At 76.1% G+C, this 14,630-nt stretch carries 10 protein-coding genes; 7 read left to right on the top strand and 3 right to left on the bottom strand.

Annotated features, from left to right (window positions below; translation table 11 throughout):
• Positions 1 to 167: 167 nt before the first annotated feature.
• The gene (locus ACIQR3_RS22020) at positions 168 to 3,812 is read right to left on the bottom strand and encodes a S8 family serine peptidase (RefSeq protein ID WP_403541374.1); all 3,645 of its coding nucleotides are present in this window, start codon (positions 3,810 to 3,812) and stop codon (positions 168 to 170) included.
• A 256-nt stretch (positions 3,813 to 4,068) separates the two neighbouring features.
• Between ACIQR3_RS22020 and ACIQR3_RS22015 the strand changes: the two genes are divergently transcribed.
• The 5 genes from ACIQR3_RS22015 to ACIQR3_RS21995 all read left to right on the top strand — a co-directional run bounded on the left by ACIQR3_RS22015 (position 4,069) and on the right by ACIQR3_RS21995 (position 12,021).
• Positions 4,069 to 4,431 carry a CU044_2847 family protein gene (locus ACIQR3_RS22015; RefSeq protein ID WP_403541371.1) on the top strand — a complete coding sequence of 121 codons (363 nt, stop codon included), beginning with the start codon at positions 4,069 to 4,071 and terminating at the stop codon, positions 4,429 to 4,431.
• On the top strand, positions 4,428 to 6,341 hold the full coding sequence (locus ACIQR3_RS22010; RefSeq protein ID WP_403541369.1) for a trypsin-like peptidase domain-containing protein: 1,914 nt from the start codon (positions 4,428 to 4,430) through the stop codon (positions 6,339 to 6,341). Before ACIQR3_RS22015 ends, ACIQR3_RS22010 begins: the two co-directional genes overlap by 4 nt.
• 53 nt (positions 6,342 to 6,394) lie before the next feature.
• Positions 6,395 to 7,426: an AAA family ATPase gene (locus tag ACIQR3_RS22005; protein ID WP_403541367.1), complete on the top strand. Its 1,032-nt coding sequence runs from the start codon at positions 6,395 to 6,397 to the stop codon at positions 7,424 to 7,426.
• On the top strand, positions 7,416 to 10,808 hold the full coding sequence (locus ACIQR3_RS22000) for an SAV_2336 N-terminal domain-related protein (RefSeq protein WP_403541364.1): 3,393 nt from the start codon (positions 7,416 to 7,418) through the stop codon (positions 10,806 to 10,808). Before ACIQR3_RS22005 ends, ACIQR3_RS22000 begins: the two co-directional genes overlap by 11 nt.
• A 175-nt stretch (positions 10,809 to 10,983) precedes the next feature.
• On the top strand, positions 10,984 to 12,021 hold the full coding sequence (locus tag ACIQR3_RS21995; protein WP_403541361.1) for a rod shape-determining protein: 1,038 nt from the start codon (positions 10,984 to 10,986) through the stop codon (positions 12,019 to 12,021).
• 16 nt (positions 12,022 to 12,037) lie between these two features.
• Here ACIQR3_RS21995 and ACIQR3_RS21990 read toward each other — a convergent pair whose 3' ends face one another.
• On the bottom strand, positions 12,038 to 13,003 hold the full coding sequence (locus ACIQR3_RS21990; RefSeq protein ID WP_403541358.1) for an anti-sigma factor RsbA family regulatory protein: 966 nt from the start codon (positions 13,001 to 13,003) through the stop codon (positions 12,038 to 12,040).
• Positions 13,000 to 13,350, bottom strand: a complete 351-nt coding sequence (locus ACIQR3_RS21985; RefSeq protein WP_403541356.1) for an STAS domain-containing protein — start codon at positions 13,348 to 13,350, stop codon at positions 13,000 to 13,002. The genes ACIQR3_RS21990 and ACIQR3_RS21985 overlap by 4 nt, the downstream gene beginning before the upstream one ends.
• Positions 13,351 to 13,483: 133 nt before the next feature.
• On the opposite strand from ACIQR3_RS21985, the gene ACIQR3_RS21980 reads away from it, so the two are divergent.
• Together ACIQR3_RS21980 and ACIQR3_RS21975 are read left to right on the top strand one after the other, a co-directional pair.
• A complete protein-coding gene (locus ACIQR3_RS21980; RefSeq protein WP_403541354.1) occupies positions 13,484 to 14,158 on the top strand; it encodes an ANTAR domain-containing protein in 675 nt (224 codons plus the stop codon).
• 222 nt (positions 14,159 to 14,380) lie between these two features.
• On the top strand, positions 14,381 to 14,536 hold the full coding sequence (locus ACIQR3_RS21975; protein ID WP_403541353.1) for a hypothetical protein: 156 nt from the start codon (positions 14,381 to 14,383) through the stop codon (positions 14,534 to 14,536).
• Positions 14,537 to 14,630 lie beyond the last annotated feature (94 nt).

Here is a 14,630-nt window from a genome sequence, read left to right as displayed (position 1 = left end):
TCCCACATCGCAGTAATCACGCAAGGAGCAGTACTCACATGAACGTTCTCACCGACATCCTCGCCGGCCTCGTCCACTTCGTGGGCTGGCTGGTCTGAGGTACGTACGGCAGAACAGCGGCGGCGCCGTCTCCCCGTCCCAGGGAGGCGGCGCCGTCCGCGTGTTCTCTAGCGGACGCCCACCGCCCGGACGAGCTCCTGCGTCACCGAGCCGCCCCGGTCGTCCCGCGCCGAGGCGCGCAGCGAGACGGAGGCCGCGTCGCGGGGCACGTTCAGCGTGCCGTGCCAGGTCGCGCCCTTGCCGCCGGTCAGCCGGACGGACGTCCAGGTCGTCCCGTCGTCGTAGGAGACGTCGAGCTTCCCGCCGCCGAGGGTCCCGGTGTCCGGCGCCCCCGCCACGTGCTCCGCGCCCAGCCCGATGCCGAGCCGGTGGCCGGCGCGCACCGTGCCCGCGAGGTCGGTGCCGACGTCGAAGGAGAGGTTGATCAGCGGGAGGTAGGTGTACCGGTCCTCCGGGGTCGCCGACGACCGGAAGGTCCACTCGGCGTGGCCCGTCGCCCCGGTCCCCCAGCGCTCCGCGTCCAGCGCGGTGTCGGTCACGAGCCGGTACGTGTGCTCGTCGGCCGGCGCGTCCTGGACGTAGGCGGTCGACCCGTTCATCCGGTCGACGAGTTCCCCGTCCTGGTACACCGCCGTGGTCTGGGTCAGGCCGCTGTCCGTGCCGTACACGTCACCGAACCCGGTGTGGTCCGGCCCCGAGTCGCCCCAGCCGGGCGCGTTGAACCGCATCCGGTCGCCCGCGCGCTGCTGCCCCCAGCCGAGGCCGGTGCCGAGGTAGGGGTGCCAGACCGGCTTGAACCAGTTCAGCGTGGGACGCGATCCGCCCTCGTAGGAGACCAGTCCGCCGCGTTGCTCCAGCGCGCCGCCGGCCGAGTCCACCGACTCGTGCCAGAGCTGGCCGGGGCCGGTGGAGACGTACTCGGTGCGCTCGGCGGGGAACCCGATCCGCTCCTTGAAGCCGAGGCCGAGGGGGAAGGTGCCGGTGAGCGAGTAGCGGAACTCGCCCCCGGTGGACGGCCCGGCGCCGTGGTACTTGGCGTCCAGCACGGCCAGGTCCCGCTTGCCGGGGCGGTAGGCGAGGTCCCGGTCGGGGATCGCGCCGGGATGGCCTTCGGACAGGTCGTAGGTGTACGGCGTGTCGCGCGTACCGGTCATGTCGACGCGGCCCGCCTGCCGCAGCCGGGCCGCGTCGGCGGCGTTCACGGTGGCGATGGTCAGCGGGCGGTCGGCGTTGTCGTCCGTGCCCCACCAGGCCGACAGCCGGCCGGGCTTGTCGTCGGTCACGAACAGCGCCCGCGCGCCCGCGTCCTGGGCCGCCCGGGCGAGGACGGCCGGGTCGGTGCCGTCGGTGAGCCGGGCGAGGACCGCCTTGCCCTCGGCCCCGGTGACCGGCCCGGCGCCGACGTCGACCAGCGGCAGCCGGGTACGCCCCTCGGCGAGGGTGCCGCCGGACTGGACGGTGGCCTCCCCGACGCCCTTGACGGTGAGGAGCGGCTTGCCCAGCCGCCACACCGTCCGGTACTCGAAGCCGCCCTCGGTGACCTCCCGGCCGGTGGGCGCGGCGAAGACGCTGTCGTAGGTCACCGGCACCTGGACCGCGCCGAACAGCTCGGCGCCGTGCGCGCTGCGGTCGTACTCCATGAGGAGCTGCCGGGTCTCGGTGCGCCGGTCCACGTCCGCGCGGATCTCGCGGAGCGTGCGCCCGTCGAGGGTGATCTCGCGGTCCCGGTCGACGACCACCTCGGGGGCGGCGAGGAAGCCGAGGCCGAGGGAGTCGGCGCCGTGAGCGCCGCGCACGTCGAGGAAGGTGGCGAGGCTGTACGTGCCCGGCGTCAGGCGCAGCGCGAGGGTGCCGGAGTCACCGACGTACGCCGGGACCGGGTCGACGCCCTCGGCCAGCCGCTGCACGGTCAGGTCGGCGGCGGTGGGCGCGCCCGAGCGGTCCTTGACGTGGACGGTGAGGGTGTACCGCTCCTCCTCCTTGACCAGGCCGAACGCGGTGTGCGCGACGGTCTTCCCGGCCGCGTCGGCCGCCACGATCCGGCCGCTGGTGGTGCCGACGGGCGCGTCGGTGCCGTCGCCGGTCACGGTGGTGGACGCGGTGCCGTGGGCGGGGACGGTGAGGCTGGTGCCGGCGAGGGTGACGACGCCCTCGGGGGCGCCGTGCACCGAGAGCTGCAACTCCACGTCCGTGTCCGAGGAGTTGGAGTAGGTCACGGTCCGGGTGACCGGCTCGTTCTCCTCGTACGGCCAGGAGTGGAAGCCGAGGTCGGCGCTTCCGGTGGCGGTGATGTCCGCGCCGATGGCGTCCGGCACGCTGACCCGGCCCGCGCCGAGCTGGTAGGCGGAGGCGTCGAGTCGCTTCGACGTCGACATCAGCGCGTCCTTCAGCCGCGCGCCGGTCCAGTCCGGGTGCTGTTCGGCGAGCAGGGCGGCCACCCCGGCGACGTGCGGGGTCGCCATCGACGTACCGTCCATGGCGGTGTAGGCGCCGGTGCCCTCGGTGAGGGTGGAGCGGGCGGCGAGGATGCCGACGCCGGGGGCGGACAGGTCGGGCTTGAGGGCGTGGTCGCCGAAGCGCGGGCCGGCGCTGGTGAACCAGGCCGCCGCGTCGGCGGAGTCGACCGCGCCGACGGTCAGCGCGGCGTCGGCGGCGCCGGGCGAGCCGATGGAGGACGGGGAGCCGGTGTTGCCGGCGGCGATCACGAAGAGCGCGCCGGTCTCGGCGGACAGGGTGTCGACGGCCCGCGCCATCGGGTCGGTGCCGTCGCTGGGCTCGGTGGAGCCGAGGGACATCGAGATGACGTCCGCCTTCACCTCCCGCGCGGCCCACTCCATGCCGGCGATGATCTGCGACTCGCTGCCCGACCCCTGGTCGCCGAGGACCTTGCCGACGGCGAGCGTGGCGCCGGGCGCGACCCCCTTCTCCCTGCCGTCGGAGGCGGCGCCGCTGCCGCCGACCGTGGAGGTGACGTGGGTGCCGTGGCCGTGCCGGTCGGCGACCTCCTCGCCCTCGATGAAGCTGCGGGCGGCCGCTATCCGTCCGGTCAGGTCCGGGTGGTCGGCGTCGACGCCGCTGTCCAGGACGGCGACGGTGACGCCCTTGCCGGTCAGGCCCGCGTCCCACGCCTCGGGGGTGCCGATCTGGGCGTTGCTTTCGGCCATCTCCGCGCTGACCCGGCCGTCGAGCCAGACGCCGTCGATGTCCCCGCCGTGCCGGGTGAAGTCCCGCCAGAAGGCCCGGCCCTTGGCCGCCTCGACGGCGGCGCCGCGCACACTGGGCAGCGCCCGCGTCCGCTCGGCGCCGCGCGGCGTGACGACCGGCGCGCCCTTCTCGTACGTCACGATCAGCGGCAGCTCGCCGGAGCCGGTGTCGCCGAGCCCCTGGCGCAGCAACCCGGTGACGTCGAAGAGCCGTTCGTCGAGGGTGCCGGCCCGCAGGTAGGGCAGGGCCTCGTCGGGTACGACGGTGACGGAGCCGTTCGCGTTCTGGGTGCGTACGGCGCCGGTGGCGCCCTTCGGCCGCTCGACCGTGACCGTCTTCTTCCCGCCCCCGGCCTCGGTGACGGTGACGCGGTCGCCGGTGATCAGGGTGACGGTCCGGGCGTCCGCGTCCGCGTGCGCGGCGGGCTCCGGGGCCGTCGCGGTCGCGGTCGCGGCGGTCGCCGCCGACGCCGCCGCCGGGCCGGCCGGCAGCAGCGCGCACACCAGTCCGGCGGCCACCAGGGCCGGGCCGGAACCCCCGCGTCTCATGCGCCTCATCTGTCTCGCGCCTCTCGTGATCATCCACGCCCCTCTCCGTGACGTCGCTCCGGATGAGTCTCACGGCCCGTGCGCCACAGGGGAGTTGCCCGGCCCTGGCGGATGCGCGCAGTGGCGGTTTTCCGCCAGCGCCCCGGTGGACGACCGGCATAACAGAGGACACCAGCGAGCACGGTCCGTCACAATGAGGTCCGTCCGCGTGAGGAAGACGCGCGGAAGAACGGCACAACGGGGAGCGAACGGCACCATGGACGGACTGCTGGAGTTCACGACCGAGGACGGTGCCCAGGTGGTGGTGGAGGCCGTCGACGAGGAGACCGGCGCCCGCCTGGTCTCCCGGGGCGACGGCCCGGCGCGGGCGGCACGCACCTTCGAGGGCGCGCTGGAGGGGGTGCGCGCGGCGGCCTCGTCCGCGCTGCGGGTCTTCCGGGACGGCAGCCTCAGACCCGACTCGGTGGAGCTGGAGTTCGGGGTGCGGCTGAGCGCGGAGGCCGGCGCGGTCATCGCCAAGGGCACCGCGGAAGGCCACTTGGTGGTGAGACTGCACTGGTCACCGGGGGCGTCGGCCCCCACGGCACCGGCGGACGGGGAGGCCGCCGCCGGCTCGTGACCGGGGGTACGGCCGCCTGGCACGCCCGGATCAGATGCGGCCGGGAGGTCGGCGCGGGGTTCCTCGTCACCGAACGCCTGCTGCTCACCTGCGCCCACGTCGTCGTACGGCACGGCACCGAGCCGGTCACGGTGTCCTTCCCGGGCCACCGTGACCTGGGCGACCTGACCGCCCGCGTCGTCGACCGGGGGCCCTGGCGGGAGGACTCCGACGACCGCGGCGACCTGGTGGTCCTCGAACTGGCCCGGGAGGTGTCCGTGCGCCCCGCCGTGTTCGCCCCGCCCGGCGCGGCGCACCGCGCCCCCGAACTGGTCGCCTACGGCTTCCCGTCCCGGCTGGACGACGGTGTGCTCGCCACCTACCGGGCCGTGCCCGGACCGCTCATCGCGGACGAGTGGATGCAGTTGGAGGCGCTCACGGCGCACGGGCAGACGCTGGTGGGCGGGTTCAGCGGGGCGGCGGTCACGCTCCGCGACCACTCGGTCGTCGGCATGGTCGTCTCCACCACGGGCTCGCACGTCGGCAGGATGCTGCCCGTCGAGGTCATGGCCCGCTACTGGAAGGGGCTCGGCGACCTGATGCCGGCGCCCCGCCCCGGGCCGGACGCGGGGCGGCTGGAGACGCTGCTGCGACGGGCCGAGCGGGTCCGTCCGGACTGCGACCCGAACCGGCTGTACGCCTCCGCGGTGGACCTCTTCGCCCCGCAGCCCGAGCGGCCGTTCACCTCGCTGCGCCAGGCCGCCGAGTACGTGCGGACCGAGGTCCCGGACCTGGCCGCCGAGGACCGGTTCGCCGACGGGCTCCAGCGGGTCCTGGACGAGTGGGCGGCCGGCCGGCCGCTCCGCGCGCCCGGACCCCGGGGCGCGGCCCCGGCCGCCGACCACCGGTTCGCGGACGACCAGTACCCCGGCCACCGGCTCACGGACGAGCGGCACGCCGGCCACCGGTCCGTCGACGACCGGCACCCCGGCCACCCGTACCCGGCCGACGGCCGAACCGCCCGCGCGCACGCCGCCGGCAGCCGCCACGAGGAGCCGGTCGGACGGGTCCCGCGCGGGCCGGTCGGGGCGCCCGCGTCCACCCCCGGACCGTCCTGGGCCCCCATCGTCGTAGAACTCGTCCGCAGCGGCGCCGGTGCCGACCAGGTCACCGTGGAGGTGTCCGCCTACCGCGGCGGGCACCGCCGTCCGGTGGGCACCCGCCGGCTGCCGCAGGACGCGGTGCGTTCCTACGTCCAGGACCGGGTGGACGAGGCGTTCAACCACCTCGACCGCGACGCCGAGGCGCTGATCACCTTCGTCCTGCCGGCCGAGTGGCTGAACGAGCCGGTGGCGCACTGGGCGTGCAGCGCCTACGACTCCACCCCGCTGGGCTGCGCGCACCCCCTGGTCGTCGCGGAGCGCGCCCGGCACCGCAGCGGCCGGCTCCGCCACGAGCTGACCAAGCGGTGGCAGGAGCTGGACGGCGCGTCGGGCGTCCGGCTGCACCGGGTGGAGTGCGGCACCCGGGAGAACTCCCGCAGCCTGCGCCCGCGGCTGCGGGACGCGGCGCTGGCCGGGTTCGCCGCCCCGCCCGCCGCGGTGCGGGAGCACTTCGCGACCGGCCTGCACTTCCCGGTCCCGGTCCTGCTGTGGCGCCGCTCGGACTGTCCCGACGACGACCACGGCCACCACGGCGACCGCGGCGGCCCGTGCGCCGGTACGGCGTTCCTGGACCGGCTCACCGAGTCCGTCGACGGCGTGCCTCCGGCCGAACTGCCGCGCCGGGTATTGGACTTGCGCGAGGAGGCGTACGCGGCCGACGATCCGGAGGGGCACTGGGCGCGGGAGGTGCAGTTGCTGTGGGACGATCCGCGCTGCTTCTCCGAGCCCGCCGCCTGCCTGCACTCGCCCGTCGCACCCCTCGGTTGACGAACCACCCGCCGGGCCGCACCGCCGCGCCCCGAACCCGAAAGAGAAACCCCATGGCCCTGTGGCCCGTCTACACCGGAGCGACGCAACCGCACGACGGCATCACCCGGCTGCCCCCGCCGCCGCCGTGGCGGGCCTTCGACGGGCACCCCGTGCTCGAACCGCCCGACGAGCACGACGACGCCGCCGCCACCTCGCCCGACCGCACCCACCGCGCCCGCACGTACCAGGCCACCGAGGAGACGGTGCAACTGGTCAACGCGGCCCTGTACCTGCGCCGTCCGCTGCTGGTCACCGGGCCGCCCGGGACCGGCAAGTCGTCGCTGGCGTACGCGGTCGCCCGCGAACTGCGGCTCGGCCCGGTCCTCAGGTGGAACATCACCAGCCGCAGCACCCTGCACGACGGGCTCTACCAGTACGACCCGCTCTCCCGGCTCTACGCGGCCCGGCAGGCGACGGAGGAGGACGGCGGCCCCGGGGCGGCCTCCGGCGCCGGCGTCGAGAACCATCTGCGGCTCGGCCCGCTGGGCACCGCCCTGCTCCCCTACGCCCGGCCCCGGGCCCTGCTCATCGACGAGATCGACAAGAGCGACCTGGACCTGCCCAACGACCTGCTGAACGTGCTGGAGGAAGGCCAGTACGAGATCCCCGAACTGGTGCGCGCCGCCCGCGACGTCCCGGACGGGCGGGCCGAGGTGATGGCCGACGGCACCGACCGGCGGGTCCCGGTGCGGCACGGCAGGGTGCGCTGCCACGCCTTCCCGTTCGTGGTGCTGACCAGCAACGGCGAGCGCGAGTTCCCGCCCGCCTTCCTGCGCCGCTGCGTCACCCTGCGGCTGCGCCAGCCCGACGACCGGCACCTCGCCGAGATCGTCCGGGCGCACCTGGGCGAGCCGGACGCCTACGCCCGGCAGCTCATCGACCGGTTCCTGTCCCGGGTGGGCAGCGGCGACCTCGCCACCGACCAGCTCCTCAACGCCATCTACCTGGCCCGTGCCTCCGGTCTGGCCGCCGGCTCCCTCGACGAACTGGCCGAGCAGCTGATGCCGTACCTGGGCCAGTCCCCGCAGCCGCATGCCTTCTGACCCCTCCGGCGTACCGGAGCCCGTGGCCCGCCTGGCCGACGTCCTCGGCCGGGCGGCCTCCGGCACGCGCCCGACCCCGCTGGAGCTGGCGGAACTGCTCTGGCTGGCCGGGCACATGGCGCCCGCCCCGGACCGCGCCGGCCCGCCCCCGGCGTCCCCGCCCGCACGGCCCCCGGACACCCCCGCGCCGGCCGCCCCGCCTTCGCCGCGCACACCGGAGACGAACACCCGCCCGCATCGGCGGCAGCCGCCGTCCCCGCCCTGCCCCCCGGCCCCGCCGCGCGCCCCGCTGCACCTGCCCTCCCGGACACCGGCGACTCCCGCGACGGGGACGGGGCAGCAGGAGGCGGGGACGGGAACGCCGGAGGCCCGGCCGCACGCCGCCGTGCTGGCCCCGGCGCCGCCGATGCTGCCGCACCCGCTGGCCCTCCAGCGCTCCCTGCGGCCGCTGCGGCGCCGTACCGACGCGCCCGCCGTCCGGGAGGTCGACGAGGCGGCGACCGCCGACCGCATCGCCCGGCTCGGCGCCGACCCCCGCTGGTGGCTGCCGGTCATGCGCCCCGCCCGGGAACGCTGGCTCCGGCTGAACCTGGTGTACGACGACGGTCCGACGATGCCGGTCTGGCGTCCGCTGGTCCGCGAACTGCACACCGCCCTCGCCCAGTCGGGCGTCTTCCGCACGGTCACCCTGCACCGGGCGCTGCCCGACGGCACGGTGGCCGGTGACGGCGTGCACGCCGTCGCCGACGGCCGGACCGTCACCCTCCTGATCAGCGACTGCATGGGCCCGCAGTGGCGGGCCGGACCGGCCGGCACCCGCTGGTTCGCCGCGCTGCGCCGCTGGGCGCGCCGGATGCCGCTGGCCGTCGTCCAGCCGCTGCCCGAACACCTGTGGCGGGACACGGCGCTGCCGCCGGTCGCCGGCCGGCTCTCCGCCCCCTACCGGGCCGCGCCCAGCGCCGCGCTGACCTTCACCCCGTACGACACCGCCGAGGACGCCCCGCCCGAGGGCGCCGTGCCCGTGCCGGTCCTCGAACCCGGCCCCGAGTGGCTGGCCAACTGGGCGGCGCTGGTGGCCGGTCCGGGCGGCGCCGGGCACCCCGGCGCGGCGGCGGCGCTGCTGCGTCCGCTGCCCGCCGACGCCGACGACCGCACCGACGTGGCCCTGCTGCCCGCCGAGGAGCTGGTGCTCAGGTTCCGGGCGACCGCGTCCCAGGAGGCGTACCGGCTGGCCGGGCACCTCGCGCTGGGCCGCCCGGACCTGCCGGTGATGCGGCTGGTGCAGGCCGCCGTGGAACCGGAGCCGCGCCCCGCGCACCTGGCCGAGGTGATCCTCAGCGGCCTGCTCTCCGCCCTGCCGGGGCCGCCCGGTTCGTACGCCTGGCGGCCCGGCGTACGCGGCCTGCTGCTGCGCGGGCTGCCGCGCACCGCCCGCGCCCGCACCCGTGACCTGCTGCTGCGCACCGGCGACCTGATCGAGGAGCGGGCGGGCCGGTTCCCCGGCGAGATCCCCGCCCTGACCCCGGCCGCGAACGGCACCGAGACCGGCCCGCGCGGCGAGGCGATCGCCGAGATCAGCGAGCGCGGCGCCCGGTGGCTGAGCGGCGTCGGCAACACCGGCATGGTCCGCACGCCGCAGTCGCCCCCCGGCCGGCCGGCCGACCGCTACCGGCTGATCCGGCGCCTCAACCCCACCGGCCGGGTGTGGCTCGCCGAGGACACCGGGACCGGCCGGACGGTGACGGTCCGTCGGCACGACCCCGTCACCGACCGGGCCCGGCGCGAGGCGTTCCTGCGCGACGCCCGGCTGCTGCGGGAGATCCGGCACCCGAACGTGGTCGCCGTCCTCGACGCCGGCGTGGACGACGACGACACGCCCTACGTCGTCATGGAACACCTCGACGGCATCGCCCTGAACACCCTGACCCGCCCCTACGGCAACCGGCTGCCCGCGCCGCTGACCGTGGGCGTCGCCGCGCAACTGGCCCGGGCGCTCACCGCCGTCCACGAGGCGGGCACCGTGCACGGGGCGCCGGAGCTGTCCCGGCTGGTGCTGCTGCCGGACGGCACGGTGCGGCTCAGCCTCTTCGCGCCGGGCCGGGGCGGACGGCCGGGCGGCCGGGCGGAGGACCTGCGCGCGCTGTGCGAGGTGGTGCTGCTGCTGACGTCGGGTACCTCGCGGCTGACCGTGCCCGTCGACTCCCGGCGGCTCGTCCTGCTGCCGCCCGCCCTGCGCGGCCCGTTCGCGCACGCCCTGGACCTGCTGATGTCCCCGTCGCTCGGGGCGCAGCGCCAGGGCCGGGACCTGCTCACCGACCCGGAGCTGCCCCGGCTGGCGCGGGAGGCGTACGACCAGCGGTTCTACTACGCCCTGGGCCCGCTGCGCGTCGAGGGGCCGCAGGGCTCCCCGGAGCTGCCGCCGGACGCGGGCGCGCTGCTCGCCGTACTGCTGCTCAAGCACGGCCGTACGGTCACCCACGAGGAGCTGCGGTACGGCCTGTGGGACCCGGCCGACGAGCCGCGCGACTGGCGGTCCCGGGTGCGCCGGGCGGTGGAACGGCTGACGGAGGCGCTCGGCCCCGGCGTGCTCGCCACCCCCTCGCACGGGTACGCGCTGCACACCAGCGCCGACTTCGTGGACGTGGTGCACTGCGAGGAACTGGTCCGGGCGGCTGACCGGGCGCAGACGGCGGGCGCCGACACCGAGGCGCGGGAGCTGGTCGCCGAGGCGCTGGCGCTCTGGCGCTCCGGCGACCCGCTCCCCGGCCTGCCCGGCCCCGCCGCCCGCACCGCCCGGGGCCGCCTCCAGCAGCTCCGCCTCGCCCTGCACGCCCGGCTCGCCGGGCTGGACCTGGCGCTGGGCGACGCCGAACGGGCGGCCCGCAGCCTGGCCGACCTGCTGCGCACGCATCCGCTCCACGAGACCTTCCTCCGCCTCCACCTGATCGCGCTGCGCCGCCTGGACCGCCTCGACGAGGCGCTGGACGCGTACGAGGAGTACGAGCTGTCCGGCGGCGGCAACCCGGAGCTGCTGGCCCTCGGCCGGGAACTGCGCCAGGACCACGCCGTGCCGGTGGACGAACCCGGGGCCTGCCAGGGGGACGCGTCGGACGGGTCCCCGGACATGGCCGCGCCGGACGAACTGCCGGAGGGCCCGTTCCCGACGGAGGACGACCGGTGGACACCGCTGCTGTCGGAACCGGAGGACCTGCCGGACGAGGCGGCCGGCGCGCTGCCGGAGACGGGCCCCGCCCCGGAGACGCCGGCCGGCTTTCCGCCGTTCGACCCGGAGAGACGGGAGGACGAGGAGGACCGGGAAGGCCAGGAAGACCGGGAAGACCGGGAAGACCGGGAGGGACGACCAGGGAGAGCAGGAGACTAGAAGGTCCCGGAAGAGTCTGAGGGCCAAGAGGGGGACTGGTCCACGCCACCACCCCCCGTTCAGCGGCCCCCCGCCCGGCCCCCTCGGACAGGCGCCGGTCCGGGTCCGCCCGCACGATGCCAGGGAGGCCGGCCCCCCGCCGGCCCCACGGTCTGCGCTCTCGGGAGGATCTGCCATGACCGCCACTCTGGAGCAGCTGCGCCGCTGCCACTTCGCCGTCGACCTCGGGGCGGCACGGACCCGCGTGTACGTCAAGGGCGCCGGGCTCGTCGTCGACCAGCCGTCCGCCGCCGCCGTCAACACCCGTACCGGCGCGCTGATCGCGGTCGGTGAGCTGGCGGAGAAGATGACCGGCCGCACCCCCGACTACATCCGGGTCGTCCGGCCCGTCTCCGGCGGCACGATCGTCGACATCGAGATGGCCCAGCGCATGCTGCGGCACCTGCTCGGCGACAAGGTGCGCCGCTCGCTGCGCCGCAAGCCCCGGCTGCGGGCGGCGGTCTGCACCCCGCACGGCGCCGATCCGCTGGCCCAGCGGGCCGCCGTCGAGACGCTCGTCGGACTCGGCGCCCGCCGGGTGGAGCTGGTCGACACGCTCATCGCCGCGGCGGTCGGCTGCGGACTGCCCGTGGAGCAGCCCGAAGCCACGATGATCATGGTGTGCGGGGCGCACGCCACGCAGGTCGCGGTGCTCTCCCTCGGCTCGATCGTGACCGCCGCGCGCATCCCGGTCGGCGGCGAGGCCGTCGACCACGCGATCGTCCAGCACCTGCGCCACCACCACGAACTGGTGCTGCCCAGCCAGTCCGTACGGCCGCTCCAGGTCGCCCTGTGCGGCAACGGGCTCACCGCGCAGGGCCCCGCCTCCACCGAGATCCACGGCCGGGACGTGGCGACCGGCCTCGCCCGCAGCGTGCAGGTGGACACCGCCGCCGTGCGCAACGCCATCCAGACGCCGCTGACGGCCGTCCTGGACGGTCTCGGCAAGGTGCTGCGGGACTGTCCGCCGGACCTGGTCGCCGATCTCGCCGACCGCGGGATCATGATGGTCGGCGGCAGCGCACTGCTGCCCGGCTTCGACCAGATGCTGCGCCAGGCGACGGGCATGCCGGTGCACATCGCCGAACGGCCGGACATCTGCGCCGTACAGGGCCTGGGCACCATGCTGGAGGGCCAGATCGAGCCGCTGGACCTGCACGCGACCGCCGACTGACGTCACGGCCCGCCGGTCACACGGCGAACCAGCAGCGCACCGCCGTACCGTCCGGCCCGGTGTGCGTCCGGACCAGGTCCGACACGAGGTTGACCAGCAGCAGGCCGCGGCCGCCGCGCTGGTCGCGGGCGGCGGGCCGGCGCCCGGCCAGCGGGTCGGCGAGCCGTCCCGAGTCCCGCACCTCGCACACCACGTACCCGTCCTCGGCCCACACCCGCAGCGCACCGGCGCCGCCGCCGTGCACCACGCTGTTGGTGGTCAGCTCGGCCGTGACCAGCGCCAGGTCGTCGAGCCGGATCCCGGTGAGGCCGAGCCGCGCGGCTTCGGCGGTGGCCGTGTGCCGGGCGTCCGGGAGCGTGTCGGCCAGGAAGGAGACGACCGGGACGTCGGGCGCCGGCGGCAGCGGCTCGTTGTAGCGGGCGACGACGCCGGAGGGGTCGTAGGCGGTACTGACCGCCTCCGCGCGGGAGCCGGCCGGGATGACCACGGGGTGGGTGGCGTGGGCGTCGGCGAGGACGCGCGCGTCCAGGCCCTCGGCGTCGTACGGACACAGGATGGTCACCGCGCGGCCCCGGAAGGCGTCGTTGATCAGCGCCTCGTGCTGGGCGCAGGCGGGGTACTCGGTGCCGCTGCGGCCGGCCCAGATCGGCTCGCCGATGATCCGCACCCGGCGGCCGGACGGCTGGGCGTCGGCGAAGGCGCGCAGCACCCCGGGGATGATCCGGCCGGGGTTGCGTCCGGCCTCCCGCATGTCCAGCAGCCGTACCGCGGCGGCGTCGGAACCGAGCGCGTCGCGGATCAGGTCGAGCCGCTCGCCGGGGACCGCCACGGCGACGGGCTCGCCGCCGGCCAGGCCCTCGCGGACGAAGGGGACGGTACCGGCCAGGTACTCGTCGTCGCCCCGGTAGAAGAGCGCGGGGTGGACGAAGTCGCTGTCGCCGGGTTCCGGCATGCCGGCGGTGGGTTCGGTCACGGTACTCATGACATCGACACCTCGATCGCCGGCTGGTCGGGCCAGAACATCTCCAGCACCCGTCGCAGTGTGGCAGGCGGCCGGTGCAGCACGAGCCGCCGGCCCTCCGGGAGCCGGCGGGCGGCGTCCGCGAGGGTGTGTGCCCCGTCCACGTCGACGAATGTCACGCCCGACATCTCCACATGCACGTCGCCACCCTCACGCACCGCCTGTTCCAGCGCCCGCTGCCATGTCTCGCGCGTCGTCAGCACGATCTCCCCCGCCGCCCGCACGCCGTCGCGCCCGGGCAGCGGGGACACCGTCAGCCCCGGCGCCGCTCGCACGGACCCGGACGGCGCCTCGCCCTGAGTGCCCACTGTGTTCTCCCCTACTCCCGGACCAGGCGCCCCTACCCAGCTCCCGCCGGGCCAACCCCCGTACGCGGGTGTACTCACGCCGACGACGGGCAGGCGCACTTGCGACACCGATGAGGACCGAGAAGGCGGTGACATGACCTCAGCGGCACCACGTCTGACGGACAGGCCGGCCGACCTGGTCATCGAGTGCCGGGTGGCGGAGGAGCGGGCGCTGCTCGTCCCCCGGGGCGAGCTGGTCCAGGGGTGTACGGAGCTGCTGGCCGAGGCGCTGGCCGGGCTGCCGCCCGGGACCGGCCGGGTCGACGTGGACATGCGGCACGTGGTGTTCATGGACACGGCGGGGCTCCAGTTCCTGGACCTCCTCGACGGGCACGGTCACCGGGGGACGCTGACGGTGACCACGGGGCACTGGCGCGGCCAGCCCCGCCGGACCCTGGAGCTGGCCGGCCTGGACACCGACGACCCCCTGCGCACCTCGGAGCCACGGCCCGCCCCCTCGTCCTCGTCCTCGCCGGTGGCGCTGGAACGCTCGGAGCGGCTGCACGACCTCCAGGAGGAGGTCGAGCAACTGCGGCAGGCGATCGTCTCGCGTCCGGTGATCGACCAGGCCCGGGGCGTGCTGATGGCCGTCCACTCCTGTACGTCCGAGGCGGCCTGGGACATCCTGCGGGAGGCGTCCCAGCTCTCCAACACCAAGCTCCGCACGGTCGCCGAGGCGGTCACCGCCAGCGCGGGCAACGACGGCCCGCCCCCGCCGCCGGAGATCCGCGCGGCCCTGCGGACAGCGGTGGCCCGGCACGGGCGCTGAGCGCACGGGGTGCGTACCGCACGGTCACTGGGCGGTGGGCGTGTGAGGGCGCGGAACCGCGGCGACGGACGGGCGGCGCGACGCCGGGCGGGGCACCGAGGAAGCGGACCGGCAGCACCGCGCCGGGCGGAGGAACACCGGGCGGGTGGTGCCGGCGCCGGGCGGGGTACTCGGCGACCGGCCCGCCGGACCGACGGCCGGGCCCCGGCAGCAGGAGGCACCATGATCGACCAACCGACACCGTCGCAGGCCGAGGGCGAGCGTGACGACGAGCCGGGCACGCCCGAGCGCCAGTCGCCGCCGCACCCGACCCCGTCCCAGGCGGAGGGCGAACGCGACGACGACCGCGAGGACGAGAAGCCCGGCCCCCGCCTCTGACACCCAGAGCCCCGGGACCGACGGCGGGCCGCCGCGCGCCGACCGGCCGTGACGGCCCGTCAGCGCGCGGGTACGCCGGCCCGCGCACGGACGC

Origin of the sequence: Streptomyces sp. NPDC090994, from assembly GCF_044768905.1 — a bacterium.
Classification (GTDB): Bacteria; Actinomycetota; Actinomycetes; order Streptomycetales; family Streptomycetaceae; genus Streptomyces.
The sequence above is the reverse complement of the archived record's forward strand: the minus strand, read 5'-3'. Positions and strand labels throughout refer to the sequence as shown.

Bases quoted from the DNA above. Each gene is read 5' to 3' on its own strand.
- ACIQR3_RS22020 (WP_403541374.1), bottom strand. From the start codon at position 3,812: ATGAGACGCGGGGGTTCCGGCCCGGCCCTGGTGGCCGCCGGACTGGTG.
- ACIQR3_RS22015 (WP_403541371.1), top strand. From the start codon at position 4,069: ATGGACGGACTGCTGGAGTTCACGACCGAGGACGGTGCCCAGGTGGTG.
- ACIQR3_RS22005 (WP_403541367.1), top strand. From the start codon at position 6,395: ATGGCCCTGTGGCCCGTCTACACCGGAGCGACGCAACCGCACGACGGC.
- ACIQR3_RS22000 (WP_403541364.1), top strand. From the start codon at position 7,416: ATGCCTTCTGACCCCTCCGGCGTACCGGAGCCCGTGGCCCGCCTGGCC.
- ACIQR3_RS21995 (WP_403541361.1), top strand. From the start codon at position 10,984: ATGACCGCCACTCTGGAGCAGCTGCGCCGCTGCCACTTCGCCGTCGAC.
- ACIQR3_RS21990 (WP_403541358.1), bottom strand. From the start codon at position 13,003: ATGAGTACCGTGACCGAACCCACCGCCGGCATGCCGGAACCCGGCGAC.
- ACIQR3_RS21980 (WP_403541354.1), top strand. From the start codon at position 13,484: ATGACCTCAGCGGCACCACGTCTGACGGACAGGCCGGCCGACCTGGTC.
- ACIQR3_RS21975 (WP_403541353.1), top strand. From the start codon at position 14,381: ATGATCGACCAACCGACACCGTCGCAGGCCGAGGGCGAGCGTGACGAC.